General features: G+C 71.4%; 4 protein-coding genes and 1 pseudogene (1 of these 5 only partly in view). 1 reads left to right on the top strand and 4 read right to left on the bottom strand.

Annotated elements, in window-relative coordinates:
* Positions 1–556 precede the first annotated feature (556 nt).
* On the top strand, positions 557–4,204 hold the full coding sequence (locus tag FrCorBMG51_RS09025) for an ABC transporter ATP-binding protein (protein ID WP_235433441.1): 3,648 nt from the start codon (positions 557–559) through the stop codon (positions 4,202–4,204).
* A gap of 438 nt (positions 4,205–4,642) precedes the next feature.
* Here FrCorBMG51_RS09025 and FrCorBMG51_RS09020 read toward each other — a convergent pair whose 3' ends face one another.
* The 4 genes and pseudogenes from FrCorBMG51_RS09020 to FrCorBMG51_RS09010 form a co-directional block, all read right to left on the bottom strand.
* A complete protein-coding gene (locus tag FrCorBMG51_RS09020; RefSeq protein WP_047222633.1) occupies positions 4,643–5,527 on the bottom strand; it encodes a TauD/TfdA dioxygenase family protein in 885 nt (294 codons plus the stop codon).
* A 485-nt stretch (positions 5,528–6,012) separates the two neighbouring features.
* On the bottom strand, positions 6,013–6,087 hold the full coding sequence (locus tag FrCorBMG51_RS33655; protein WP_371390116.1) for a putative leader peptide: 75 nt from the start codon (positions 6,085–6,087) through the stop codon (positions 6,013–6,015).
* A 147-nt stretch (positions 6,088–6,234) separates the two neighbouring features.
* Positions 6,235–6,885 (bottom strand): MBL fold metallo-hydrolase, encoded by a 651-nt coding sequence (locus FrCorBMG51_RS09015; protein WP_047222662.1) that lies wholly within the window; start codon positions 6,883–6,885, stop codon positions 6,235–6,237.
* A 298-nt stretch (positions 6,886–7,183) separates the two neighbouring features.
* Positions 7,184–7,931, bottom strand: a pseudogene (locus tag FrCorBMG51_RS09010) (S-(hydroxymethyl)mycothiol dehydrogenase) (it continues 382 nt past the right edge of the window).

Raw genomic sequence — 7,931 nt, 5'->3', positions numbered from 1 at the left:
CCGGCCGGCCGGCGGCGCGCAACACCGGCCGGCCGGTGGGTGCGGCCGGGAAGCGACGATCTCCCAGGATGGTTGGGCTGAAGGTTGCCCCGACCCGACCAGCCATCCCGGGAGATTCGCGCGAACAGCAACCCGTCCGACCACCACGGTGGCCCCGTGACGCCGGGCTCGACCGGCCAGTCGACCGGGCCGGCCCAGCCGACACCACCGACACCACCGGCCTGGCTGGTCCAGCCGGCACGGTCCGCGTCCGGACCGGGCTGGTTGCGTCGACTGGGCGGGTGCATCCTGCGCTACCGGCGCAACGCGGCCGTGGCCTCCGGCGCGGCGGTGCTGGCCACCGTGCTCGCCGTGATCACCCCGCTGATCGAGCGCGGGGTGGTCGACAACGTCGTGGTCGACCACCGGCATCCGCTCGCTCCCTACGTGATTGCGCTGCTCGTGGCCGGGGTGCTGCGTTTCGCCGCGAGCTACGTCCGCCGCACCACCGGCGGGNNNCCGCCGCACCACCGGCGGGCGTCTCTCCCTCGACGTCCAGTACGACCTGCGGGACGCGGTGTTCGCCGCGCTCGCGCGGTTCGACGGCGTCCGCCAGGACGGGATGCGCACCGGCCAGATCGTCAGCCGGGCCATCTCGGACGTCACCGCCATCCAGGGGCTGCTGTCGTACCTGCCGTGGCTGGGCGGCAACCTGCTGCTGCTCGTGCTCACCATTGCGATCATGGCGGTGCTCTCGCCGCTGCTGACCCTGCTCGCCCTCGCGGTCGGGCCACTGTTGCTGCTGATCGGGCTGCGGGCGCGGCGGACCGTCTTCCCGGCGACCTGGGCGGCCCAGCAGCAGGCCGGCGAGGTCGCCGGGGTGGTGGACGAGGCGGTCGCCGGCGTGCGGGTGGTCAAGGGCTTCGGGCAGGAGGAGCGGGAGCTGGCCGGGCTCACCGCGTCCGCCCGCGTTCTGTTCGCGCTGCGCATGCGTGCGGTGACCATCACCAGCCGGTATATGCCGGCACTGGCCGCGGTGCCGGCCGTCGGGCAGGTCGGGGTGCTGGCGCTGGGCGGCTGGCTGGCGTTGCGCGGCCACATCAGCCTGGGCACCTTCCTCGCCTTCAGCACCTACCTCGGTGAGCTCGTCGCGCCGACCCGTATGCTCGCGAACCTGCTGACGGTCGGGCAGCAGGCCCGGGCCAGCGCCATCCGGGTCTTCGAGCTCATCGACACCGCCCCGGTCGTGACCGAACGGGCCGGGGCGGTCAGCCTCGGGCGCGCCCGGGGGACGATCGAGTTCGACGACGTCACCTTCGGTTACACCCGGGACCGTCCGGTGCTCGACGGATTCCGGCTGCGGGTCGAGGCCGGTGAGACCCTCGCCCTGGTCGGGGCGTCCGGGTCGGGCAAGTCGACGGTGGCCGCGCTGCTCTCCCGCATCTACGACGTAGACGCCGGTTCTGGCGCCAGCCCTGGTACTGGCCCCGATTCTGGCCCTGGCGCCGGTGCTGGTGCCGTCCGGATCGACGGCCACGACGTCCGGGAGCTGGCCCTGGCGTCGTTGCGGGCCCAGATCGGGATGGTCTTCGAGGACAGTTTCCTGTTCTCCGACACGGTCCGCGCCAACATCGCCTACGGCCGGCCGGACGCCGGCGACGCCGAGATCGTCGCCGCGGCGCGGGCCGCCCGGGCGGACGGTTTCATCCGGGAGCTTCCCGACGGCTACGACACGGTCGTGGGCGAACAGGGGCTGACGCTCTCGGGCGGCCAGCGCCAGCGGATCGCGCTGGCCCGTGCCCTGCTCGTCGACCCACCCGTCCTGGTCATGGACGACGCGACGTCCGCGGTCGACGTCCGGGTCGAGGCCGAGATCCACACCGCCCTGCGGCAGATCATGCGCGGGCGGACCACCCTGCTGATCGCGCACCGCCGCTCCACCCTGCACCTGGCCGACCGGATCGCGGTGCTCGACGCCGGCCGGGTGGTCGACGTCGGCACCCACGAGGAGCTGACCGTCCGCTGTCCGCTGTACACGATGCTGCTGTCCGGACCGAGTCTCGACCGGGCGGGCGCTGGCTCCGATCAGACGGGCAACGGCAGTCACCCGGCGAACCAGGCGAATCAGGTAAACAAGGTAAATCAGATAAATAAGGATGATGCAGGCAAGGGCCGGGCGAACGGTGGCCGGCCGGCGGCATTCGCAGGTGCGCTCACGCCCCGTATGCGTCCGGTTCCGGATACCTGGGTGGGCGCCGGCCTGGACGGCATGCGGCCGGCCCGCCCCGCGCGCGGCGGCCGGGCAGGCGGGTTCGGCGGCCGGGGGGCGGGGTTCGGTGGCGGCCCCTTCGCCGACACCCCGGCCACCCCCGAACTGCTCACCCAGGTGGCCCGGCTCCCGCCCGCGACCGAGCCGGTCCGGGTAAGCGAAACCGACGCCGCCGCGCCCGACCCGGCGTTCTCGCTGCGCCGCCTGCTGCGCGCGGTGCCCGGGCTGCTCGCCGTCGGCCTGCTGCTGGTCGCCCTGGACGCGGCCGCGAGCCTGGCCATGCCCGCGCTGGTGCGCCACGGGGTCGACGCGGGCGTGTCCACGGGCGCGTCGCCGGTGCTGTTCGCCACCTCCGCGGTGGCGCTGGCCGTGGTCCTGGCGGCCTGGGGCGGGCAGGTCGTCCAGGCCCGGGTGACCGGGCGGATGGGGGAGCGGCTGCTGTTCGTCCTGCGGGTGAAGACCTTCGCCCAGCTCCAACGGCTCGGCCTGGACTACTACGAACGCGAGCTCTCCGGCCGGATCATGACCCGGATGACCACGGACGTGGACGCCCTGTCGACGTTCCTGCAGACGGGCCTGACGACCGCGGTGGTGGCGCTGGCGTCGTTCGTCGGGATCGGGATCGCGCTGGTCGTGCTGAACGCGGAGCTGGCGCTGGTCGTGCTCCCGATGCTGCCGGTCGGGATCGCGGTCACGCTGGTGTTCCGGGCGAAGTCCTCGGCTGCCTACACCGAGTCGCGGGAGCGGGTCAGCGCGGTCAACGCCGCGCTGCAGGAGAACCTGGCTGGCATCCGGGTGGTGCAGGCCTTCCGCCGGCAGGAGCGCAACCAGGACGACTTCCGGGTGCTGGCCGAGCGGTACCGCGCCTCGCGGATGCGGTCGCAGCGGATGATCGCCCTTTACTTCCCGTTCATGGAGTTCTGCTCGGAGCTGGCCGCCGCGCTCGTCCTCGGCGCCGGTGCCGGGCTGGTCGCGTCCGGGTCGCTGACCACCGGCGGGCTGATCGCCTACCTGCTCTACATCAACCTGTTCTTCGCCCCGGTCCAGCAGCTCTCGCAGGTGTTCGACGGCTACCAGCAGGCGAAGGTGGGCCTTCGGCGCATCCGCGACCTGCTGCGCACACCCACCTCCACCCCGTCGGCCGCGGATCCGGTGCCGGTTGGCCGGCTTGCCGGCCGGATCACGCTCGAGGACGTCTCTTTCCGTTACGCCGGCACCAGCCGTCCCGCGTTGGACGGGGTGAGCCTGCGGGTGGCGGCCGGGGAGACCGTCGCCCTGGTGGGGGAGACCGGCGCGGGCAAGTCCACCGTGGTCAAACTGGTCGCGCGTTTCTACGATGCGACCGGCGGTGTGGTGCGGGTTGACGGCACCGACGTGACCCGGTTCGATCTCGCCGGCTACCGGCACCGGCTGGGCGTGGTCCCGCAGGAGGCGTTCCTGTTCTCCGGGACGGTGCGGGACGCCATCGCCTACGCCCGCCCGGAGGCGGAGGACACCGAGGTGGTGGCCGCCGCCAGCGCCGTCGGGGCGCACGAAATGATTATTCGGTTGCCCGGGGGCTACCACCATCCGGTCGGCGAGCGCGGCCGGGGGCTGTCGGCCGGGCAGCGCCAACTGCTGGCACTTGCCCGGGCGGCACTGGCCGACCCTGACATCCTGCTCCTCGACGAGGCCACCGCGTCTCTCGACCTGGCCACGGAGGCGGCGGTCACCGAGGCCACCGAGCACGTCGCGCGCCGGCGGACCACGCTGGTGGTGGCGCATCGGCTCACCACCGCCGCCCGTGCCGACCGGGTCGTGGTGATGGCCGCCGGCCGGGTCGTCGAGCAGGGCTCCCACGCCGAGCTGCTGCGGGCCGGCGGCCGGTACGCGCGGATGTGGGCGGAGTTCAACGGCGCCGACGGCCCGGCGTGCCCTGTCCAGGCCTCGGGCCTGGAGTGTGTACCGGAACGGTGACCCCGGATCAGGGATGGTGGGTGACATCCATGTCTTTGTGCGCGGGAAGACTTCGCGGCCAGACGGTGACACCGCGTCACCCGTCGCCGTCACGCGGACGACGACGCAGGTACCGGGTCTGCCCAGCTACGACCCGGCCCGGCTCCTGAGCGCCTGGTAGGAACCCGGTACCCGGCTCCGCCTCGCCAGAGCCGGGTACCCGCGGCGTCGGACGGGCAGGGCCGGACGGACCGGGGAGCGCCGGTGCGTTCCCGCCGCAGAATCCCGTCGATCGTTTTATGGTGGCCCGCCCACGGGCCTCCACGGCCGCCGGGTGGCGGGCAACAGCGGCCCCGGACCAGGCAGGCACTCTCCGCTACCTGATCCGGGCCACCCGTGTCACCCGGTGCCGTTCGTCGCTGTGTGTAATGTATTACTGTGTGTTGCTGTCGGCCGGGATCACAGGTCGGCGTACAGCGGCTCCTCAGCGATCAGAATCCGCTCCAGTACCCGTGGGAAGTCGCCGTAGTTGCGTACCGCGTAATGGACGGTGGCACGGTTGTCCCAGAACGCGACCGAACCGGGCCGCCAGGAGAACCGGACCTGGTGTTCCGGCTTCCGGTACTGGTCCAGAACGAGGGTCAGCAGCTCCCTGCTCTCCGACCTGTCAAGCCCGAGAATCGAGGGATGCTGGGTGAAGTTGACCCACAGAATCTTTTCGCCGGTTTCGCGGTGTACCCGGACCACGGGGTGGGACACGATCGGGTAGTCGTAACCCACGGCGTTCAGCGCGTCTCGGAAGTCGTGGGTGACGTGGCGGCCGGCGAGACGTTCTTTCACGTCGTCGGACAGCGCGTTGTAGGCGAGCCCGGCGTCCACCCAGATGGTGTCACCGCCGATATCAGGCAGGGTGACCGCGCGCAGCACCGCCCCCCAGGTCGGCACCAGCCGCCAGCTCGTGTCGGTGTGGTAGGCGTCCCAGTTCTCGTCGGCGTCCGCGGTGGCGCGGGCCCGCTCGTAGTCCTTGAAGTCCGCCGCGGCGATCCGGTGGATCGAGGTCGCCCTTCCGGCGCTGTCGTTGAGGGGTGCCTTCGGCCCGCTCGGGTGCGGATAGAGCGGCCCGAACCGCCGGGCGAACGCCTCGTGTTCCTCGCGGGTCAGCTCCTGGTCACGAAAGAAGACGACCTTGTATTTCAGGATTGTCGCCCGGATCTGGTCGCGGACCTCGTCGGTCAGCGGATACCGCAGGTCCACCCCACTGATCTCCGCGCCGATGGTCGGCTGCAGCGGCCGGACAGCCAGATCGCCGGCCAGCCGCGCGTCGAGATGGGTGACAGTGCTCACAGTTCGTCCCTTCACTTGTTCCTGACGTGTTTCTGATGGCCCTGGTTCTGGCTGCCCGTGCTTCTGGTGGTTCGCCCGAAGCGCTCGGTTCGCCCGAAGCGCTGCCCGCAGGACCGGGCGGCCACTGGGCACCGACGGAGGACGGCGTTCCACGGCGGGTACCGGAGTGCACGGAGCACCCGACGCGCGAAACGCATGGAAAAACGACCGGGCATGATTTTCCCGGCTGCTGGACGAACAACTGTCGGATGTTCGGATGCGTGGCCCGGGTGTCGGGAAATACCTCCCGGGTCACGGGTGGGACGGCTGGTCAACAAAAAGGACGCGTCCGGACCGGGTATTGTCGCGGTGGCACCGGCGGACTTCGTGGCACCTGTTCCGCCGACAGCGGAAAAGGACGGCTGATGAATGGTCGTGGACCGTGCCACGGGCCGTCCGGACCGGCCGAAGAATTCTTGACACCGGTGCCGGGAGCGGCACCGGTGTCAGCGACAGTTGGCGCTGGACACGCGCACCAGGTCCACGTAAAGCCGTGCCGTCAGGTCGGCTCCCTGATCCATGAACTGATTACAACATGTAAGGGAAGTCCGTGTCCACGGCTGGCGGAACCGGATTTCCGGAGGGTATCGGGGCCCGCCGGAACACGTCGGAGCGTGTTGGAACATATCGGAACACGCCGGCGAAAGGCGGCGGGCCGGACGGTCGGATCAGTGGCCGCGCACGATCCACTGGTCGTATTCGAGCGCCTCGGTGCCGATGGTGGTGTCGTCGCCGTGGCCGGTGTGCACCACCGTCTCCTGCGGCAGCGTCAGCAGCCGTCTTCTGATCGAGTTCAGCAGGGTCGGGAAGTCGGAGAACGACCGTCCGGTGGCACCCGGCCCACCGCGGAAGAGGGTGTCGCCGCTGAAGAGGACCGGTTCCCCGTTGATCACCCCGTACAGGCACACGCCGCCCGGGGAGTGCCCGGGGGTGTGCAGGACGTGCAGCCAGCCGCCGCCCGCGATCGGGATCTGCTGGCCGTCCGCGAGCTGGAGATCCGGCGGGCGGCCCGGGTAGACCATCTCCCACAGCATGAGATCGGCCTGGCACAGGGCGACCGGGGCCTGCACCCGCTCGGCGAGCTCCACGGCCGCGTTGATGTGGTCGTTGTGGCCGTGCGTCGCCACGATCATCGACACTCGGCGGCCCTCGATCGCGGCCATAATCACGGACGGGTCGTGCGCGGCGTCGATGACCAGTACCTCGCTGGCGTCCCCGACCAGCCAGATGTTGTTGTCGACGGTGAAGCGCTGGCCGTCGATCAGGAACTCGCCACGAGTGATGATCCGATCGACCCGCACTCCGTCGTGTCTGGCCACGCGTTCTCCGTTCCCGTCATCGTTGTCGTCCGGTGCTCCCGTGGTGGTCCACGGTCGTCCGCGTGTGTCGGGCCGGTCAACCCGGCCCATCCGGACCGAGCATGCCCGATCCGCCCAGACTGGTCGTCAGCGGATCCGGCCGGACCGCGGGCGCCGGCGCGGAGCCGACACGCACGGGTCGACCGCACGTGCCGGCGGCGGCCCGCGTGTGCCAGTCGTACCCGCGTATGCCGGTCCGGGCTCGCGATGCGCAGGTCCGCGGGGTGCTGTCCGGGGGGTGCTGTCCGGGGCGTGCCGGTCAGAGCCGGACGACGCTGCGCAGCACGCCGCCCTGCCGCATCCGGGTGAACGCCTCCTCGACGTCGCCGAGGCCCACGGTCTCGGTCACGAACCCGTCGAGGTCGAGCCGGCCCGCCCGGTAGAGGTCGATCAGGACGGGGAAGTCCCTGCTGGGCAGGCAGTCGCCGTACCAGGACGACTTCAGCGAACCGCCGCGGCTGAACACCTCGATCATCGGCAGCTCGAGGGTCATCGACGGGTCGGGGACCCCGACGAGGACGAGCCGCCCGGCGAGGTCCCGGGCGAAGAACGCCTGCCGGTAGGTCTCCGGGTGACCGACCGCCTCGATAACCAGGTCGGCGCCGTTACCGTCGGTGAGCGTCCTGATCGTCTCCACCGGGTCGAGGTCGCGGGCGTCGATGGTGTGGGTGGCGCCGAACCGGCGGGCCCAGATCAGTTTGCGCTGGTCGACGTCGACCGCGATGATCTTCCGGGCGCCCGCGAGGGAAGCCCCTGCGATGGCCGCGTCCCCCACGCCACCGCAGCCGAACACTGCGACCGTCTCACCGCGGGTGACCGCGCCGGTGTTGACCGCCGCGCCGAAACCAGCCATCACCCCGCAGCCGATCAGCCCGGCGGCCTCCGGACGGGCCGCCGGGTCGACCTTCACGCACTGGCCGGCCGCCACCAGGGTCGCCTCGGCGAATGCCCCGATGCCCAGCGCCGGTGACAGCTTCCGGCCGTCGGCCGCCAGCCGCATCGGCTGG

Source organism: Protofrankia coriariae (genome assembly GCF_001017755.1).
Lineage (GTDB): Bacteria > Actinomycetota > Actinomycetes > Frankiales > Frankiaceae > Protofrankia > Protofrankia coriariae.
The sequence above is the reverse complement of the archived record's forward strand: the minus strand, read 5'-3'. Positions and strand labels throughout refer to the sequence as shown.